The organism is Mucilaginibacter sp. FW306-07-L (assembly GCF_058782065.1).
Genome location: NZ_JBYSXI010000001.1, coordinates 104,575 through 120,310, shown reverse-complemented (window position 1 = coordinate 120,310; position 15,736 = coordinate 104,575). Strand labels below are relative to the sequence as shown.

13 protein-coding genes are annotated in these 15,736 nt (G+C 42.8%); 7 read left to right on the top strand and 6 right to left on the bottom strand.

The genetic code is table 11. From position 1 onward, the window contains the following. The first annotated feature begins 65 nt into the window (after positions 1 to 65). Positions 66 to 572 carry a DUF5606 family protein gene (locus AC3WJC_RS00500; RefSeq protein ID WP_492397107.1) on the top strand — a complete coding sequence of 169 codons (507 nt, stop codon included), beginning with the start codon at positions 66 to 68 and terminating at the stop codon, positions 570 to 572. A gap of 107 nt (positions 573 to 679) precedes the next feature. Beyond that, complete coding sequence (locus tag AC3WJC_RS00495) at positions 680 to 3,796, top strand: T9SS type B sorting domain-containing protein (protein WP_492397106.1); 3,117 nt, start codon at positions 680 to 682, stop codon at positions 3,794 to 3,796. On the opposite strand, the gene AC3WJC_RS00490 is transcribed toward AC3WJC_RS00495, so the two are convergent. Next, positions 3,793 to 4,710: a cation diffusion facilitator family transporter gene (locus tag AC3WJC_RS00490; RefSeq protein WP_492397105.1), complete on the bottom strand. Its 918-nt coding sequence runs from the start codon at positions 4,708 to 4,710 to the stop codon at positions 3,793 to 3,795. The two genes, AC3WJC_RS00495 and AC3WJC_RS00490, sit on opposite strands and share 4 nt — an antisense overlap. 70 nt (positions 4,711 to 4,780) lie before the next feature. Then, positions 4,781 to 5,254, bottom strand: a complete 474-nt coding sequence (gene rlmH, locus AC3WJC_RS00485) for a 23S rRNA (pseudouridine(1915)-N(3))-methyltransferase RlmH (RefSeq protein ID WP_492397104.1) — start codon at positions 5,252 to 5,254, stop codon at positions 4,781 to 4,783. A gap of 66 nt (positions 5,255 to 5,320) precedes the next feature. Here rlmH and AC3WJC_RS00480 point away from each other — a divergent pair, with 66 nt between their 5' ends. Next, on the top strand, positions 5,321 to 7,123 hold the full coding sequence (locus tag AC3WJC_RS00480; RefSeq protein ID WP_492397103.1) for a MutS-related protein: 1,803 nt from the start codon (positions 5,321 to 5,323) through the stop codon (positions 7,121 to 7,123). A 32-nt stretch (positions 7,124 to 7,155) separates the two neighbouring features. On the opposite strand, the gene recG is transcribed toward AC3WJC_RS00480, so the two are convergent. The 4 genes from recG to AC3WJC_RS00460 form a co-directional block, all read right to left on the bottom strand. After that, positions 7,156 to 9,276: an ATP-dependent DNA helicase RecG gene (gene recG, locus AC3WJC_RS00475; RefSeq protein ID WP_492397102.1), complete on the bottom strand. Its 2,121-nt coding sequence runs from the start codon at positions 9,274 to 9,276 to the stop codon at positions 7,156 to 7,158. 18 nt (positions 9,277 to 9,294) lie between these two features. After that, positions 9,295 to 9,675 (bottom strand): RidA family protein, encoded by a 381-nt coding sequence (locus AC3WJC_RS00470; protein ID WP_492397101.1) that lies wholly within the window; start codon positions 9,673 to 9,675, stop codon positions 9,295 to 9,297. Then, positions 9,672 to 9,815, bottom strand: coding sequence for a DUF6728 family protein (locus AC3WJC_RS00465; RefSeq protein ID WP_492397100.1), 144 nt, complete (start codon positions 9,813 to 9,815; stop codon positions 9,672 to 9,674). Before AC3WJC_RS00465 ends, AC3WJC_RS00470 begins: the two co-directional genes overlap by 4 nt. Before the next feature lie 80 nt (positions 9,816 to 9,895). Next, the gene (locus AC3WJC_RS00460) at positions 9,896 to 11,242 is read right to left on the bottom strand and encodes an OmpA family protein (RefSeq protein ID WP_492397099.1); all 1,347 of its coding nucleotides are present in this window, start codon (positions 11,240 to 11,242) and stop codon (positions 9,896 to 9,898) included. Between the two features lie 150 nt (positions 11,243 to 11,392). Here AC3WJC_RS00460 and AC3WJC_RS00455 point away from each other — a divergent pair, with 150 nt between their 5' ends. The 4 genes from AC3WJC_RS00455 to AC3WJC_RS00440 all read left to right on the top strand — a co-directional run bounded on the left by AC3WJC_RS00455 (position 11,393) and on the right by AC3WJC_RS00440 (position 15,694). Beyond that, on the top strand, positions 11,393 to 12,682 hold the full coding sequence (locus AC3WJC_RS00455; RefSeq protein WP_492397098.1) for an aminopeptidase P family protein: 1,290 nt from the start codon (positions 11,393 to 11,395) through the stop codon (positions 12,680 to 12,682). A 228-nt stretch (positions 12,683 to 12,910) separates the two neighbouring features. Continuing rightward, positions 12,911 to 13,672, top strand: coding sequence for a glycosyl transferase family 90 (locus AC3WJC_RS00450; protein ID WP_492397097.1), 762 nt, complete (start codon positions 12,911 to 12,913; stop codon positions 13,670 to 13,672). After that, the gene (locus AC3WJC_RS00445; RefSeq protein ID WP_492397096.1) at positions 13,653 to 14,636 is read left to right on the top strand and encodes a glycosyltransferase family 9 protein; all 984 of its coding nucleotides are present in this window, start codon (positions 13,653 to 13,655) and stop codon (positions 14,634 to 14,636) included. The genes AC3WJC_RS00450 and AC3WJC_RS00445 overlap by 20 nt, the downstream gene beginning before the upstream one ends. Then, positions 14,633 to 15,694, top strand: coding sequence for a glycosyltransferase family 4 protein (locus AC3WJC_RS00440; RefSeq protein ID WP_492397095.1), 1,062 nt, complete (start codon positions 14,633 to 14,635; stop codon positions 15,692 to 15,694). The genes AC3WJC_RS00445 and AC3WJC_RS00440 overlap by 4 nt, the downstream gene beginning before the upstream one ends. Positions 15,695 to 15,736 lie beyond the last annotated feature (42 nt).

Here is a 15,736-nt window from a genome sequence, read left to right as displayed (position 1 = left end):
AGTGGTCAGTAATTAGTAATAGTTCATTTACTGATCACTAACCTCCGATCTCCAATAACCAACACATGAATTTATACGGAATAGTAGCGGTATCAGGCAAGCCGGGCTTGTGGAAAGCGCTGGCACAAAACAAAACCGGTTTTGTACTTGAAAGCCTCGACGCGCAAAAAACAAAACTGGTAGCAAACCTGTCAACCGCTAAACTGGCGGCTTTAGAGGAAATTACCGTTTTTGGTTTGGATGATGATATTAAGCTGAAAGATATTTTTGAGCTCATGAAAACATCTACCCCGCCGGATGCGAAGGCCGACGGTAAAAAACTGCGCGAATACTTTAGGGAAGTAGCACCCGACCATGACGAGGAAAAGGTTTACGCATCGGACATGAAGAAGATCGTATCCTGGTTCAACATCCTGAAAGATCTGCCGCAATTTAACGAGGCTGAACCAACTGCTGAACCTGTTCCCGCTGAGGAAGAAGCGCCCGCACCGATTGCCGAAGCTGAAGTTACAGAAGCCCCTGCCGAAGAAAAACCAAAGGCTAAAAAAGCCAAGGCTAAAAAGGCCGAGTAATTGATATAAACTTATTGAAAAGCCGCTGCTGATATTTAGCAGCGGCTTTTTGTATATACAAATATTGATAAATGTTGGTAATAACTATATTTAGGCATTGAAATAAAATGACACCTACAACCTTTATCCATTGTCTTCGTTGCCTCTTTCTGCTATTTATACTTAATCTGTCTTCATTTACCAGTTATGCTCAGGATGTGGACCTTACTGTTGGCAATCACTTTTTTAAGGGTGAAAACATTATCAAAATAAAACGAAACCATGGAGATAACTATGCCTGGGCGTTAACAGATAATAATCACATTTATCGTATAAATACAGATATCCGTTTGCTGAGTGTAGAAGATTTTACGTCTAAATTCAGTAGTTACAGTAGCGAAAAATTTATTGATATAGTTGGAACCGAAAAGGATGAAGTGTTCGTAGCCACTAAGTCGAAAGTTTTGGTTTTAAACGAGAATACTTTAAAAACAGTATATGAAAATAAAGGTTCAAGCGGAGAAGTAAATGCAGTCGGGCGTTTTAGCGGTAGCTTTAATGCCGGCGAACCTGAATACAGTGAGTTCGTGCTTATCGCTACTGACAAGAGTGTGTTAACCTATAATTTTAAAACTAAACTTCTTTTTTCATCGCCGGAGGAATTTAATGGCCGTATATTCTTTGATATGTACAGAGGAAGTATGGCCAGCAGATTTGAAAGAGATAAATATGACTGGGATGGAGTAAAGTTTTTTCCTATGTATTACCATATAACCTCAGTCTATTTAGCTTATTTATGGTTGGGAGATAAATTTGGTTCGAATGTTAATACAGCTTATTTTACCCGTACAGATCTTGATATGTATCCTGAAGATGGATCTTTAACAAATTTATACTGGACTACGGATGACGGTTTTTTTCAAATGAATGCCAACGCAAGCAGCCATCCTGCAACCTTTTATAAAAAGCATTTAACAGGGATCAAAGTTAATAAGATTACATCTATCTATGGATTATCAGCTTTTTGGGATCGACAAAACGAGCATCGAGTCAAAGAGAATTTGCTTGTAGGAACCAATATAGGTTTATATTATACTAATTCCATTTTCATGCAGTATGATAAAGGGTTGAATAAATTAAACTTTAATAGATTTACTCCTCTTAACGGAAAAAAAATCAATGATATAGCGATTAATCACTTGCAGCCATATAACACACGTTTTTGTGAAAACGGAGTTTGGGTTGCAACAGTTGATGGCTTATATTTTTTGAAGGCTGATTATAGTAAAAATATAGATCCTCTTTTAACGGCAACATTAGCGTTCAAAGATACTGACCATAAAATAACCGAAATCAATTTATGCGGGCAGCAAAGTGTTATTGCAGACGTTGACGGTTACTCAGACCTGATACATGAGTGGTATAAAGATGATATATTAATTTCTGATGCTAAAAAGAATCAATATCAAATTACCCAACCGGGCCGATACAAAGTGATTTTACGGGATCTATGCTCGGGTATAAAATTAAAAACTAATATACTTACCGTTACCCAAACCCTCGGCCCGGCATTCACCTTGAATTATCCTGACGAAATAAATATTTGTGATAAACAGCCTTATACTTTAAAAGCTACAGGCAGCGCCGCGTATAATTACCGCTGGTATAAGGATGGCGTGCTGACAGGCAATACCACTAATACACTATCAGCAACTGTAAGCGGCAAGTATAAGGTTGAGGTAAGCGCCTGCCCGGATAGTTGGATATCATCTAAGGAAGTGCAGGTGAATTTTATCGATCTTCCCGTGGCCACGTTAACAGCCGATAAAGCGGTTTATTGCCAGGGTGAACAAGCTCGATTAACCATTAATATACCGGTAAACCCTAAGTATAATATCTATTGGTTTCGCGATGGCGTGGTGGTTGGTGAACTTACTAACGAAAAAGAAGCCATAACCAGCATAGCAGGCACCTACACTATTAGTGTTAAAAGTACCGCTGATGCCGCATGTGTGCAACCGTCACAATCTTTACAACTGCAGTTTATATCAGCCCCCACTTTTAATTTTAATTACCCCGACGTGATAGCAACATGCGCCGGCCGGCCGTTTGAATTAAAGGCTGAAGGTAACCCGGCATACAATTATCGCTGGTTTAAAAATAACGTTCAGCTTAATATAACTGCCAATAGGCTATCTATTACCGAAAGCGGAAGTTACAGGGCAGAGGTGAGTGCCTGTTCAGGCAGTTGGGTGCCCTCAAAAACGGTACAGGTGAATGTAATTACTGTGCCGGTGATCCGGTTGTCAACAGATAAAGTAGCTTATTGTGATGGAGATAACGCTACGCTATCTATCAATACCTCATCAAGCAGTGATTATATGATTCGCTGGTGGCATAATGGCGATCCGTTGATCGAAGCGACTGACAAAACAAGCATTAACACTAATAAACCCGGCAACTACAACGTAACCATTGAGGGGCGCAATGTTGCTGCATGTACGCAAGTGTCAAATATGCTTACATTGTCTTTTAGTCCGCAGCCTACATTAAGCATTCAGCAGGTTGCCAGTACTACACTATGCGAAGGGGCAACGGTTGAACTAAGGGCTTTATATCCGGCAAATGTAAACGGCACGATTAATTGGTCGTCAGGCCAAACAGGAGATGTGTTGCGAATAACCAGGTCGGGGACTTATACTGCCGAATTACGAACAACCGCGGGATGTATAGTAAGCGAGCGCATAAATATAAACCTGTTACCCAACCCTGTACTTAATATCACCGACGCGGAATTATGCCCTTACGATAATGAATCGGTCACGCTTACTGCGCCGGCCGGTTATGTTAACTACTTGTGGAACGGACTGCCTGGTGGTGCCTCCTATACCGTAAACAGGGTTGGGAATGTTAATTTAACGGTTACTGATTTTAATGGCTGCACAGCCACGCAAATTATCAAAGTTGCCAATAAATGCGATGATATAAAAATCCCCAATACCTTTACACCCAACGGCGATGGCATTAATGATACCTGGAGCATTAGCGGCATACAAGGCAATACAGCAATAGTTGTAAAGGTATATAACCGTAACGGCATGCTTGTTTTTGAAAGTACCGGTTACCCGATGCCATGGGATGGCACCTCAAGAGGGCAGCAACTACCTGCTGGGAGTTATTACTATATAATCAGTATAAAAAATAATAATCAGGTTTTGAGCGGTGCTGTGGCAATATTACGCTAACAGCATACCGGATCGTCGCATTTTTTCTCGCTAAACTCAGGTTCAAAGGTGCTGTGGTTTATTTCCAGGTGCTCCAGCCGGTGGCGTAGGTCGTGTTTGATCTGATCAAAGCGGCTTACCGCTTCAGGGGCAATTACCAGGTGCGCCGTGAGCGCGTTTTCGGTAGTACTTAATGCCCATAAGTGCATGTGGTGAACATCCAGTACGCCATCAGCTTTTAATAATTCGGCTTTAATAGCGGCAATGTCCATATCGTTTGGTACACCGTCCATCTCCAGCCTCAGGCTGTTTTTAAACAAGCCCCAGGTGCCTAATAATATCACAATGGCTATAACAATACTCACCGCGCTATCCAGCCAAAACCAACCGGTGTAAGCAATTATAATACCCGATAGCACTACACCTAATGATACCAGTGCATCAACCGCCATATGCAGGTAAGCGCCTTTAACGTTGAGGTCTTTTTCCTTGTCCTTCATAAACAGCCAGGCCGTAAAGCCATTAATGGCTATGCCGGTAAGCGCCACCCATATAATGGTATCACCGGCTATGGCTTGCGGCTGAGTAAAACGTTCAATAGCTTCGTACACAATAACGCCAATAGCGGCAAATAAAATTACCGCGTTAAAAAAAGACACCAGTATGGTTGAGCGCTTGTAACCATAAGTATACACCTTATTGCTGGTTACTTTGGTAAGCTTGTAAGCCAGTAGTGCAAGGGCCAAACTTGCCACATCGCTCAGGTTGTGCCCGGCATCGGTAAGCAATGCCAGCGACCCGCTATACAGGCCTGCAATTACCTCAACCACCACAAAAGTAAGGTTAAGGGCGATACCCCAGATGAATGCCTTATTCAGGTGGTCAAGCTTTACGCTATGATCGTGATGATGCGAATGATCGTGCCCTGCGCCCATGTATCTGCAAGTTAGTGGTTTCTGAATTTACCTATCAATACTAAAACGTCCGTAAATGTTTTAATTGTATTTATTCGTGATGATATGGCTCGCCCTTGATAATGGTAAAGGCGCGGTATAGCTGCTCAATAAAAAACAAGCGAACCATCTGGTGCGAAAACGTCATCCGCGATAACGAAAGTTTATCATTTGCCCGCTGGTATACAGTGGTATCAAACCCGTAAGGGCCACCCACAACAAATACCAGGTGGCTTGCCGTACCTATCATGTGCTTGTTAATGGTATTGGCGAATTGGGTTGAGGTTAGCTCACTGCCTTTTTCATCAAGCAGTATCACATAATCAAGCGGGGAAAGTTTTTTCATAATCATCTCGGCCTCACGCGCTTTTTGCTGATCCTGTGAAAGTGCCTTGGTGTTTTTTAACTCGGCCAGATCAACCATTTCCAGCTTAATGTAGTGTTTAAGGCGCTTAATATACTTCTCAATACCTTCTTTTAAATAAGTATCTTCCGTTTTGCCTACCGTTAAAAGCGTTATCTTCATAAAACGCTACAAATAACGTTATTTTTAAAATAAAGCACTTACTTTACCGCTTTGTTTTTACCACCCATGACGCAGGATATACTGAACACCTATCGCAGCAATGCCGCCACAGCGCAAACCGAAGCCGACCGTTTTAAACAAATGGCTAATAAATACTCCCTGTTTCGCCTGGGTATATTTGTCCTGATCATCGCGGGTATCAGCCTCGGGGTAATGATCAATATGTTTACGGTTATCGCTATCAGCTCGGTAATATTGGTAATTGTATTTGCCTGGCTGGTAAAGCGGCAAAGCGAATTTGAGCAGCAGCGCGATTATTATACCGACCTTGTGAGCATCAATAATAACGAGATAGCCAATATTCAAAACTATGAGAACCTGTATGATGATGGTACCCGTTTTGCCAGCGAGAAACACTTTTACACGGCAGATCTGGATATTTTTGGCCGCTTGTCTTTATTTAACCTGATTAACCGCGCGGCTACCAAAGCAGGCAATACTAAGCTTGCCGGTTGGCTAAACGCCCCTGCCCAAAAGCAAACCATTTTACAGCGGCAGGATGCGGTTAGGGAAATATCTTTAAAAAGTAACTGGAAGATAGAGTTGCAGGCTCTGCTGCTTTTCGCTAAAACCGCGGATGCCGCCCAGCTTGGCAACCTGATAAAATACCTGGGCGTACCGCTTAATTTGCCGGGTGAAGGCTGGCTGAAAAAGTATAGCCTTGCAGCGCCGTTTGTAATGATAGCCTCCCTGTTACTATCCGCTTTTTACGATGCTAAGGCCTTGCCGGTTTTGGTGGCCGTGGCGCATCTGGGTTTGGTAGCATCAAGGGCAAAGCAAATTAAAATGGCCGACCTCGTGATCGGTAAAATAGGTGACACCCTGGGTAAATACGCGCAGGCCTTTAAAAAAGCGGAAGAGGAGCATTGGCAGTCAGCTTACTGTACCGACCTGTCTAACCAGTTAAAGGAAAAGCAAACCTCGGCAGAAATAAAAGAGCTTTCCAAACTGATCAACAAATTCAACAACAGGCTTAACCTGCTGGTTGGGTCGGTACTTAACATCTTTTTTCTTTGGGATTTGAGACAGATCATCGCCATTGAAGGGTGGAAACGCGCCAACAAACAAAACCTGGAAGATGCATTTGAGGTACTGGCTGATTATGAGGCGCTGATGAGCTTGGCAAGCCTGCACATTAATTATACAAACTGGGCTATGCCGCAAATTGCCGATGGCAAGGGTTATACGCTGGTTGCACAAAACCTTGGCCATCCACTTATTCAACCGGCCAAAAGGGTAGTAAACAGTTATGAGTTGCGCGATGCCTTTAAGGTTGATATTATTACTGGCTCAAACATGGCGGGTAAGAGCACCTTTTTGCGTACTATAGGCATTAACACCGTACTGGCACTAAGCGGTGCGCCGGTTTGCGCTGATGCCATGGAGGTATCGGTAATTAACCTGCTTAGCTACATGCGCATTAAGGATTCGCTGAACGAAAGTACCTCAACCTTTAAGGCCGAGCTTGACCGGCTGCAGATGCTGCTGGGTGCTGTTGAAACTGTGCCCAAAGTTTTCTTTTTGGTAGATGAGATGCTGCGCGGCACCAATTCGGTTGATAAATACCGGGGCTCAAAAGCGGTGATAGAGCAACTGATAGCCAAGCGTGCCGTAGGCATGGTAGCCACGCACGACCTGCAAATTGCCCGGCTTGAAGATAAATATCCCGCTTATGTGCGTAATTACTACTTCGACATACAGGTTATTGACGGCGAAATGCTGTTTGACTATAAGCTAAAACACGGCGAATGCAAAACCTTCAACGCGTCGTTGCTGTTGAGGCAGATCGGTATTAATGTAGAGGAGTAATTATTAAAATGTTTTATTAATTAGGGTTAGGACTACGATATCTTATCCCACGAAAGGCCCGCGTTTTTTGATTGTGTTGCCTGGTGAAGTATCTGGTTTTCGGGGTGGATAAGTTGCGGGTCATTTTCAAATATCACCTCAACACATTTACGCACCTGCATCAGCAGTTCCTGGTCGGTGGCCAGGTTGGCTACCTTTAAATCGAGCACACCGCTTTGCTGGGTACCTTCAATATTACCCGGGCCCCGCAGTTGCAGGTCGATCTCTGATATTTCAAAGCCGTTATTGGTTTTCACCATGGTATCCAGACGGATGCGGCCATCATTGCTCAGCTTATTGCCGCTCATTAATATACAATACGATTGCTCAGCACCACGCCCTACCCTGCCCCGTAACTGGTGCAGTTGCGACAGCCCGAAGCGCTCGGCATTTTCAATGATCATTACTGAGGCATTGGGTACATTCACCCCTACCTCAATTACGGTTGTAGCTACCATGATCTGTGCGTCGCCTTTTATAAAGCGCTGCATTTCCTCTTCTTTAACCGCGGCCGGAATTTTACCGTGCACTATGCTGATCTGGTAGTTAGGCAGCGGAAACTCACTGCGCATGGTTTCAATACCTTCTTCCAGGTTTTTAAGATCAAGCTTTTCGCTTTCCTGTATCAACGGGTATACAATATATACCTGCCGCCCTTTGGCAATCTCCTCACGCATCAGACCAAACATACGCAGGCGCTGGCTCTCATAAAAATGCAGGGTTTGGATCGGTTTACGCCCGGCAGGCAGTTCGTCAATAACCGATACATCCAGGTCGCCATACAAGGTCATGGCCAGGGTACGCGGGATGGGTGTAGCCGTCATTACCAGCACATGCGGCGGTATGGTGTTTTTACGCCATAGCTTTGCCCTTTGCTCTACACCAAAACGGTGCTGCTCATCAATCACCACAAAACCGAGGTTTTGGTATTGCACAGCATCTTCAATCAACGCGTGGGTACCTATTAAAATTTTAAGCTCGCCGTTCAGCAGGCGTTCATGCAATATTTTACGCTGTTTTTTAGGGGTTGATCCGGTGAGCAACGCTACTTCCACAAAATCATCGCCCACCAGGTTCTTAACGGTTTGATAATGCTGGTTAGCGAGGATCTCGGTAGGTGCCATCATACAAGCCTGAAAACCATTATCAATAGCGATCAGGATGCTCATTAGTGCTACAACGGTTTTACCGCTGCCAACATCACCCTGTAACAGGCGGTTCATTTGTACACCACGCTGCGTATCAATCCTGATCTCTTTCAGTACCCGTTTTTGCGCGTTAGTTAAGGGGAAAGGCAGCTTATCGTTATAAAAATCATTAAAATAGTGGCCTACCTTGTCAAATATATTCCCTTTAAACTTTTGGGTACGATAGAGCTTATTTTTAAGGAGTTTGTATTGTAAAAAGAAAAGTTCCTCAAACTTGAGGCGATGCTGCGCTTCATTCAGCTTGTTGGCATCATCCGGAAAATGCATTTGCCGGTAGGCTTCGCGCCTGTCCATTAGCCGGTATTTATTGATGATATATTGCGGTAAATTTTCTTGCAGGTAGCGCCCATACTCTTCAATCAATATGGCAGTAAGCTTTTGAATGCCTCTGCTATCTAAACTGTATTGTTTAAGTTTTTCAGTAGAGTTGTAGGCGGGTTGCAAGGTAAGGTTTCCCTGGCGCTTGATGGCTTGCGGCGAGTACTGCTCCATCTCCGGGTGCGACATTTGGGGCCGACCGTTAAACATACCGGGCTTGCCAAATATAATGTAGGCCTTGCCTACATGCAGGCTTTTATCAATCCAAGTAACACCCTGAAACCATACCAGCTCAATTTGCCCCGTATCATCCTGCGCCTGTACTACCAGGCGCTTAGTGCGTTTTTCACCGACAACCTCCTTACGGGTAAGCCGTACGATAACTTGCACATAAGGCATTTCTGGGTGGATATCCTTAACCTTATAAAACCGGGTACGGTCAATATATTTATACGGAAAATAACGCAGCAGATCGGCGTAATTAAACACCGCCAATTCCTTTTTAATAACCTCTGCACGGGCCGGGCCGACACCTTTTAAATACTCAACAGGCGTTTCAAAGGGGGTAGCGCTTTTGTTTATTTCCAATCAGATCAAAATAATTTATTATCCAACCAATGCTACTACAGATATTTCTACATTCACATTTTTAGGCAGCGCGGCTACTTGTACCGTTTCGCGGGCGGGAAAGTTATCGGTAAAGTATGAACCATATACTTCGTTAACCGCGGCAAAATCATTCATATCCTTTAAAAATATGCCCGTTTTAATTACGCTGCTAAAATCAGCACCGGCCTCGGTTAATATAGCCTTCAAGTTTTCCATTACCTGTGTGGTTTCGATTTTTACATCATCCAGCACCAATTCATCAGTGGCAGGGTTAAGCGCTATCTGGCCTGAAACGAATAAAAAGCCGTTTGCTTTAACAGCTTGGCTATATGGACCTATTGGTGCCGGGGCATTGGTTGTGTTGATTATAGTTTTCATTTTTTGAGTATAAACCAGTCAATTAGCTTCCATATAATACCGCCCACAAACATGCTGATAGCAATGGCATTAATAATATGCATCACTTTAAGGTTAAAGTTGGTTGGCCTGTTCGGGTCTTTTTTCCGGAAGAAATACATGCTGGCAAATTTAATAAAAAAAAGAAGGCTCCGGGTTATCCGGAGCCTTCAATATGATCTTTAAAAATTGATCTCAGAAATTATTTGCTGAATTCAACACGACGGTTTAATACACGTCCTTCTTCAGTTGAGTTGTCAGCAACAGGGTTAGTTTCACCATAACCTTTAGCTTTCAATTTTTTAGCTTCAACACCTGAGTTAACTAAGTAAGTTTTTACTGAGTTAGCACGATCTTTAGAAAGTTGCATGTTATGAGCAGCAGTACCTTCTGATGAAGCGTAACCTTTGATAGTAACCATAGCACCTGATGAACGCAGATCCGCTGAAGTAGCATCAAGAGCTGGGTAAGCTGAAGTTCTTAACACTGAGCTATCAAATTCAAACTGAATGTTTGAGTAAGCAGCACCAGCTTCAGTAGAATCAGCTTTAGGGAATACGATAGCGCAACCAGCACCGTCAACTACTGTACCAGCAGGAGTGTTAGGGCATTTATCGAATTGATCAGATACACCGTCACCGTCTGAATCTTTTTTCAGGTCGCTAACTGCAGTTTCAACTGATGATACACGGCCTTTAAGGGCTTCAACTTCCTGACGTAAAGTTTCGTCATAAAGTTCGTCATACATCATAGCTACCGGGTTAACCCAATCCAGGTTCGGTTTTGATTTTGAACCTAAAGTAAACTCTAAGCCAGCGTAACCGTATGACCATTTGTCACGAGTAGGGAATCCTCTTTTGTAACCGTCAAAGTTATCACCATCAACAAAGTTTACAGTGTAACCTAAGTTCAGGGCAACACCGTCGCTTAAACGGAATTTAACACCAGCACCTACAGGGATCACTAATTCTTTGATGTATTTATCATCAGAAGTATAGTTTACTAACTCGCCGCCTGCAGTTGTAGTAGTTTTAGGTTTGTACATTGCTAAACCTGCACCAGCATTCAGGAAGAAGTTAACTGAATTTTTGCGGTGTAAGAAATCGATGCTACCGAAGTTCCACTGACCACCTAAGGTAGCAGACCAGAAACGGGTTTCAAATTCTTTTTGAGTGTAAGAAGCCGGATCAGCATTCTCAATGTCATTGTTGTTACCACCAACTTTACCACCGTGCAAGTCTAAGATCAGACCGAAGCTGTGTGAAAGTTGTTGACGGAAAGACAGGCCATAACCTAAGTTAAGGTCTGATTTCAGGTAGTCGTTAGTACCGCCTAATGCACTGAATGGTGAAGTAACACCACCATTGATACCAATGCTGAAGGTTCTGTACTGACCTAAGCCACCAAATACCTTGGCGGTAGTAGGCTCTGTCGACGTTGTAGTTGTTGTTTCTGTTGAGGTTGAATCTGTTTGCGCGAAAGCCACACTCACAGCCATCAAAGAAGCGAACGATAGCGCGACTGTTTTCTTTAATGTAGAATAATTCATAGTTTTAAGATTAAACGATTTTAATTGTGATTTTTTTCAAAAATACTAATTATGTTTGAAAAGAATACCAAATTTTGTTCCAAAAATTATAGCCATAACGCCTGTAGCCCTACAATTGTTTTGGTATTTTGAATTTTTAACTTCTGCGGCATGAAATACCTACCCATTGAAAATGAACTATTTACAATTAATAGAAAAAATTTCGTTTCACGATTAAAACCCTCATCAATAGCTATTTTTCACTCCAATGACGAATATCCGCGTAATGGGGATCAAACGCATATTTTTAAGCAAAATCCTGATTTTTTTTATTTATCAGGTATCGACCAGGAACAGAGCATCCTGATTTTGTACCCCGAGTGTCCTAATATCCTATACAGAGAAGTACTTTTTTTAAGACAAACCAGCGAACACATCGCCATTTGGGAAGGCCATAAGTACACCATTGACGAAGCACGCAAGGTATCAGGTATACAAAGTGTATACTGGCTAAGCGATTTTGACAGTATACTGCACAGCATAGTTACTTATGCCGACAACATTTATTTAAATACTAACGAGAACGACCGCTACCTGCACAGCGTACCTTACCGCGACCTGCGGATGATCAACGACCTGAAGCAAAAGTACCCGCTGCACCAGTACCAGCGCTCGGCACCCATACTGCGCGACATGCGGCCGGTTAAATCATCCATTGAGATTGAACTGACCAAAAAAGCATGTGCTATAACGCGCGATGCCTTTATACGTGTACTCAAATTTGTTAAACCCGGCGTTACCGAATACGAGATAGAAGCCGAGGTTACCCACGAGTTTTTGCGCCAGCGTGCTACCGGGCATGGCTACAACCCAATAATCGCGTCGGGCAAGAATGCTGTTGTGCTGCATTATAATGACAATAACCAGGTATGCCTCGATGGGGATGTGATACTGTTTGATTTTGGTGCCGAATACGCCAACTACAACGCCGACCTGAGCCGCTCGATACCGGTTAACGGCCGCTTTACGCCCCGCCAGCGCGAGGTATACAACGCGGTATTGCGTGTAATGCGCCAGGCTACAAAAATGATTGTAGCGGGTACGCTGTCTGCCGAATACCATGAAGAGGTGGGCAAAATCATGACCGGCGAACTTATTGGCCTCGGTTTGCTTAAACAACACGAGGTAGATAAGCAGGATCCAAAGATGCCTTTATATAAAAAGTACTTTATGCACGGCACATCGCACCACCTGGGTATTGATGTACATGATTTTGCCAGCCGTTACAAACCTTTTGAGGCAGGCAATATCCTCACCTGCGAACCCGGTATATATATACCCGAAGAAGGCCTGGGCATCCGTATTGAAAATGATATACTGATAACCCCGGATGGTAATATTGACCTGATGGCGGATATACCGGTTGAGGCGGATCATATTGAGGAGATTATGAATAGCTAAGATTGTAATACAGTGAAAGCCCGCCCTAATAAAAAACCAAAGCTGTTTTATTATGCCCAAAATATTTTGCGGCAAGCCCTGCCGGGGTTTATGTACAGGCAGGCGCTACATAACAAACTTCGTACTTTAAATAAATATAATGTAGATGAAATTATCGACAGGGTAAATTACTACAATAAGCTACAACAAACACATAGCTTGAGTAATGATGCAATGGAATTAAAGAAAATGGCAATATTTAAAAGCCCGAAGGCATACAATTTTGATACCTTTGAATATACCCGCTACTTTAACAGTTCACTTAAAGCACATTTTCTGTTTGGCGATGTTATACATACGCCGGCCGAACCATCAATACAAAAAAGCAGGCCTATCAAAGGCGATAATACCAACGCGGTGCTACTCAAATTAGATAAGTACCGCCACTTTGTATTTATAGATGATAAGGTACCTTTTGAGCAAAAAAAGAATATGTTGATAGGCCGCGGTGTTATAACACAACCGCATCGCATTAAATTTATGGAGATGTATTTTAATCATCCGCTATGCAATTTAGGGCAGGTAAACTTAAACGGGGGTAAGACTGAATGGATAAAACCCAAAATCAGCATATCACAACACCTGCAATACAAATTCATATTAAGCCTTGAAGGCAATGATGTGGCAACCAACCTCAAGTGGATCATGTCATCAAACTCGATAGCCGTAATGCCTGAACCTAAATACGAAACCTGGTTTATGGAAGGGCGGCTGATTCCCAATGTTCATTATATCCATATTAAGGGTGATTTTAGCGATCTTGAAGAGCGTTTAAATTACTATATCGCCCACACCGTGGAAGCCAGGCAAATTGCCCTTAACGCCAATAACTATGTAAAACAGTTTTTTGATAAAGCGAAGGAAGATATGATTTCGTTATTAGTTTTGCAGAAGTATTTTGAGTGCACATCGCAGCTAAAGCAACTAAGTATTGAGCTACATACCCTATAAACATATATTAATAAGCCGCACCGATGCTATTGGCGATGTGGTGCTCACATTACCCATGTGCGGTTATATACGTTCAGCTTATCCTAACGTTAAAATATCTTTCCTCGGGCGCACCTATACCAAACCGGTAATTGAGGCCTGCAGGGCAGTTGATTCATTTATCAACTATGATGAGCTATCAAAACTACCGCTTGAAGATCAGGTTAAAAAGCTTAAAGCCTATGATATTGATTGCGCTATTCATGTTTTCCCTAACAGGCAAATAGCAAAGCTGGTTAAAGCCGCCGGTATACTAGCACGCATCGGTACCACTAACCGCCTATTCCACTGGTTTACCTGCAACAAACTGGTACGGCTGAGCCGCAAAAAATCTGATTTGCACGAGGCACAATTAAATACAGTACTGTTAAAGCCACTTGGCCTTACTGTGCCGCCGTTGGATAGAATTTATGATTATTATGAGTTTGAGCCAAAGCAATGCGTACCAGATGATATCATGGCCTTGTTATCTGCCGATAAGTTTAACCTGATATTGCATCCAAAATCTCATGGCAGTGGCGTAGAATGGCCATTGGACAGGTTTACAGAATTAATAAAGCTGCTACCCGCAGAGAGGTTTAATATTTTTATAAGTGGATCAGAAAAAGAACAGGCAATGCTTGCCGGGTGGATAGAGAAGCTGCCATCATCAGTAATTAACCTTACCGGAAAAATGACCCTGTATCAGTTTATCAGTTTTATACGTAATGCTGATGGGCTGATAGCCTCGGGCACGGGGCCGCTACACATTGCGGCGGCATCAGGCATCAACACGTTAGGGCTATTCCCATGTGTGCGGCCTATACACCCGGGCAGGTGGGCACCTGTAGGTAAAAAGACAAGCTATCTGGAAAGCAACTCAGATAACCTGGGCAGCATAACCCCGCAGGCGGCAGCAAACATTATTATTTACTGGCAAAAATGAGTACTTCAAAAATATTAGTTACGCTTGATTCCATGCGATATCCAAACACAGGTTTATACTATTTTGGTAAAAGCCTGGGCCAGGCGTTGCTCAGGCAAAATCACGAACAGTTTAAACTCACTTATTTTTTAGATAAGAGCACAAAGGCGTTTGATAATGCTGAAGTGAGTACAATGTATCTCAGAAAATACCATAAGGCGATTTTTTTCAACTACCGCAATATTGACCTGTTCCATTTTACCGATCAGTTTTCGCGGGTTAAACCGAAACGTGTATCCCGTAAAAAGATACTTACCATACACGATATTAACCAGGTGCATGAAAAAGATCTGAGCGCCGAAAAACTTAAAATCTATATCGATAAATTGGGCGAACGTATTGACTCATGCGACCGGATCGTTACCATATCGCAATTTGCCGCCAATGATGTTTTGAGATTTTACCCCCATGTAAAGGATAAGCTTAGCGTTATATATAATGGCGCGGATAAGCTGCAAGTTAAACCCGGACATTTGCCCGCCTATCAGCCCCAAAAGCCTTTTTTATTTACTATAGGTATAATATCAGCAAAAAAGAACGCCCACGTATTGCCCGCTTTGTTACAAAATAACGATATGGAGTTGGTAATAGCAGGCATTGAAACCCCTTATAAGGATAGAGTAATGGAGCAGGCAAAAAAGTTTGGCTGCGCTGATCGTGTTAAGATTATCGGGCCCATAAACGATGACGACCGTTCATGGTATTACGAGCATTGCGAAGCTTTTGTATTCCCGTCAATAGCCGAAGGGTTTGGGTTACCTGTTATTGAGGCGATGCATTTTGGCAAACCTGTATTTGTTTCAACCAGCACCTCATTACCTGAAGTTGCCGGTGATGCCGCTTACTATTTTAATACTTTTGACAGTGAAGATATGCAGCAAACCTTTGAGCGTGGTATGCAACATTTTACGCGAAACAACATGGCGCAAAAAGCCATGCAACATGCCGCCCGTTATAACTGGGATGATACCGCCCGGCAATATCTTCAACTATATCACAACTGCCTTAACAATAAATAATACAGGGCTTAGTTTATTAAGCTGATAGTATTAATTAAATAC

What these genes read in the sequence shown, in the direction of transcription:
- AC3WJC_RS00470 (WP_492397101.1), bottom strand. Translation starts at nt 9,675, where the DNA reads ATGAAAACTATAATCAACACAACCAATGCCCCGGCACCAATAGGTCCA.
- rlmH (WP_492397104.1), bottom strand. Translation starts at nt 5,254, where the DNA reads ATGAAGATAACGCTTTTAACGGTAGGCAAAACGGAAGATACTTATTTA.
- AC3WJC_RS00455 (WP_492397098.1), top strand. Translation starts at nt 11,393, where the DNA reads ATGAAATACCTACCCATTGAAAATGAACTATTTACAATTAATAGAAAA.
- AC3WJC_RS00500 (WP_492397107.1), top strand. Translation starts at nt 66, where the DNA reads ATGAATTTATACGGAATAGTAGCGGTATCAGGCAAGCCGGGCTTGTGG.
- AC3WJC_RS00495 (WP_492397106.1), top strand. Translation starts at nt 680, where the DNA reads ATGACACCTACAACCTTTATCCATTGTCTTCGTTGCCTCTTTCTGCTA.
- AC3WJC_RS00480 (WP_492397103.1), top strand. Translation starts at nt 5,321, where the DNA reads ATGACGCAGGATATACTGAACACCTATCGCAGCAATGCCGCCACAGCG.
- AC3WJC_RS00490 (WP_492397105.1), bottom strand. Translation starts at nt 4,710, where the DNA reads ATGGGCGCAGGGCACGATCATTCGCATCATCACGATCATAGCGTAAAG.
- AC3WJC_RS00460 (WP_492397099.1), bottom strand. Translation starts at nt 11,242, where the DNA reads ATGAATTATTCTACATTAAAGAAAACAGTCGCGCTATCGTTCGCTTCT.
- AC3WJC_RS00440 (WP_492397095.1), top strand. Translation starts at nt 14,633, where the DNA reads ATGAGTACTTCAAAAATATTAGTTACGCTTGATTCCATGCGATATCCA.
- AC3WJC_RS00465 (WP_492397100.1), bottom strand. Translation starts at nt 9,815, where the DNA reads ATGTATTTCTTCCGGAAAAAAGACCCGAACAGGCCAACCAACTTTAAC.
- AC3WJC_RS00450 (WP_492397097.1), top strand. Translation starts at nt 12,911, where the DNA reads ATGGCAATATTTAAAAGCCCGAAGGCATACAATTTTGATACCTTTGAA.